Below are 2,593 nucleotides of genomic sequence, written 5' to 3'. Positions count from 1 at the left end.
CCTAACAACGGCTTCAAACTATAGCGGTCACTGCTTTTTGAAACTACCTGCTTTCTAACTACTTTAGTGCTAAGCGCGGGCGAAGTGCATTTAACTGCTACAGCTTAAAGCCGCAAAACGTTATGCCTCATTATAAATGGACAAGATGAAACAAGGAAAAATACTTTATGATCCACTGCCAATTGGGAGGATGGGCGTTCGTAAGGACAATCAAGAAGTTGTCGTTGCAAATGATTACTCCTGTTTTGCACAAATGCTGGAAGAGTATATTAGTTATGGGGCTGTTCAAATTGTTATTCCACGGTCCGCGCCAGAGACAAAGACCCTTGATCAAATGCCATTGGTGTTAAAAAACAGAATTCTAATAATTGACGATTCTAATGAAATAGAAACTTTAAATAGACTTCTCTTTAAACTTAGAAAAGAATTTGAAGTTACGATTGACGAAGAACAGGGTTTCTTAAAATATCCAAAAAACATTCCACAGGATTTAAGATATGCCATTGACCAAGGTCATTCAGATCTCAAGAAAATTGCTTTAGGGTTTAATCATAGTGTACAGGCTGATGTTCATACTGAAAATTCGATTCATAACCTTAGATTCTTGAGAGCAAAAACAACAAATAGTGAAACCAAAATAGTTCTAGCTGATTTAGAAGCATTATTAAATCAATATAGAAAAGTTGACTTTGACGCAATAACGCCGCCTAAAAACGACACTCCCTCTGAATTGATTTCCATCTTTGACAAGTTAATTAATGATAAACACTATCTGAATTATTCTGAATCAATTAATCAATTAATAATTCCAGAAGAAAGAGAAGAAGCACTAATGAAAATCCGAGAACTATCAAGATTGATTCGATCGAAAAATTATATTGGAGAAGGCTGGGATTATGTTTCTAAGATTTTAAAAGTATGGACTGGCATTCCTTTTCCAGAATCAAAAGCAATAGGAAGTCTGTTTAATAATAAAGAACTACCAGCTTTTGTGGATATGGATAAAGCAAGAGCTAGAGCACTTGAAATGTGGCTTAACTCAGATTTGACTTCACTACCACTTAGGCGAGATGGCTTACCAATTTCAAATGATGACATTGCTTGGTTAGCGCCAATGGATGGGATGAAAGTATCAGCATCATCAAATAAACATTTTAGCCTAGGACCTGTAGGAGAGCTTGTAAAAAAACTTCAAGAAGTTCAGAAACAACTCAAGTAGATAATGAAAAACAAGGCATAACAGCGGCTTGGAGTAATGGTGGAGGAAGTGGTAATATTTACAGCAGTGCATCTAATAAACATTTTTGTGTTCGCTTGAAAGTGCTGTGCTCCGAATGCCCCACTACTCCAAGCCGCCAAAACGTTAGGCGTAATTACTAAATTTCGAATATGATTCAAGAATATGAAAACATACTCCGTTCAATTATTTCAAATGTTTTAGGAACAAATGATGATACTGTTTTTAAAATTAGTTCTGAAAGGATCGAAAAGTGGAAAGAGAAAAGAGAAGAGGAAAAGAAAAAATTTGATGGGATTCTGACAGAAGCTAGGATTATTTTTTATTCAGACTTTTATGACCTAGGAAATATCATTTCCAAAAATTGGGGTAGTTTCAAATCAATATTTAACGATAAAAAACGTTTCGATGTTCTATTCTCAGAAATGGAAACTTTTAGAAATACGATATCTCATGGACGACAACTATTACCTTATCAGGAGCAAATTGTAAAAGGAATAATTGGGGACTTAAAAACTAAACTTGTAACCTATCATAATCGAAATATGGGCGCTGATGATTATTTCATTAAAATCCTAAAGGTTTCCGATAGCTTAGGAAGCATTTGGGATAATACAATGTTGCCAATTGGTTTATTTACAAAAAAAACATTAAGAGTTGGAGATTCCATTGAAATACTAATAGAAGCCTATGACCCTAAAGGAAGGGAAATAACTTATCGTGTACGTTGGGGCAACATTGATCAAAAAGGTTTAATCAATAATTTTACAATAGTTATTAACAAGTCAATGATTGGTAAAACCAGTAATCTCAGAATTGAAGTATCAACTAAAGAAACTGACTATGAAAATAGTGACACAACTTACTTACGTTATATTGTCTTACCGTAACTACGCCTAACACGGGTTTTGCGTCAGGCGGGCTGACGTTAGAACTTAGTGCTGCTATTAAACTTTAGTAATAAATTGAAGCTTTGTGTGCATCGAAACCCGCCCGAACGCAAAGCCCGAAACCGTTAGGTGCCATTACTAGCCATGAAAATCCTGAGAGATAAAATCATTCTTCTCGTTCTATTAACGTCTTTAAGCCTTGCATTCATAATTGCGACAAGAGGGAAGTTAATTATCGATTTACAACAAGCAGGGGCGGGAAATAAAAGTCAAATTCATCTCTCAAAAAATCTGATAATTAATAACGAATATTTTATTAATCCTGAGAGAAGTAGTGTAGGGGTTGCTTCAACTTTTTATGTGAGTGACACTTGTTTTTCCTTAAATAACCTATCGATAAAAATCCACCAGGGCACAGAGAGGCTCAACGAATTACCCTTACTAAAAACACAAATTATTGATTTAA

Annotated in this window: 3 protein-coding genes; all 3 read left to right on the top strand. The window is 34.9% G+C overall.

Going from position 1 to position 2,593, the window contains the following annotated elements:
- Positions 1 to 190 precede the first annotated feature (190 nt).
- Positions 191 to 1,219 carry a hypothetical protein gene (locus ACGLXV_RS00925; RefSeq protein WP_391557111.1) on the top strand — a complete coding sequence of 343 codons (1,029 nt, stop codon included), beginning with the start codon at positions 191 to 193 and terminating at the stop codon, positions 1,217 to 1,219.
- 170 nt (positions 1,220 to 1,389) lie between these two features.
- The gene (locus ACGLXV_RS00920; RefSeq protein WP_391557110.1) at positions 1,390 to 2,127 is read left to right on the top strand and encodes a hypothetical protein; all 738 of its coding nucleotides are present in this window, start codon (positions 1,390 to 1,392) and stop codon (positions 2,125 to 2,127) included.
- 144 nt (positions 2,128 to 2,271) lie between these two features.
- The coding region (locus ACGLXV_RS00915; protein ID WP_391557109.1) for a hypothetical protein at positions 2,272 to 2,593 on the top strand (322 nt) is incomplete at its 3' end.

Source organism: Robertmurraya sp. (assembly GCF_036676585.1).
Classification (GTDB): domain Bacteria; phylum Bacillota; class Bacilli; order Bacillales; family Cytobacillaceae; genus Robertmurraya_A.
The sequence above is the reverse complement of the archived record's forward strand: the minus strand, read 5'-3'. Positions and strand labels throughout refer to the sequence as shown.

What these genes read in the sequence shown, in the direction of transcription:
- ACGLXV_RS00920 (WP_391557110.1), top strand. Translation starts at nt 1,390, where the DNA reads ATGATTCAAGAATATGAAAACATACTCCGTTCAATTATTTCAAATGTT.
- ACGLXV_RS00925 (WP_391557111.1), top strand. Translation starts at nt 191, where the DNA reads ATGGGCGTTCGTAAGGACAATCAAGAAGTTGTCGTTGCAAATGATTAC.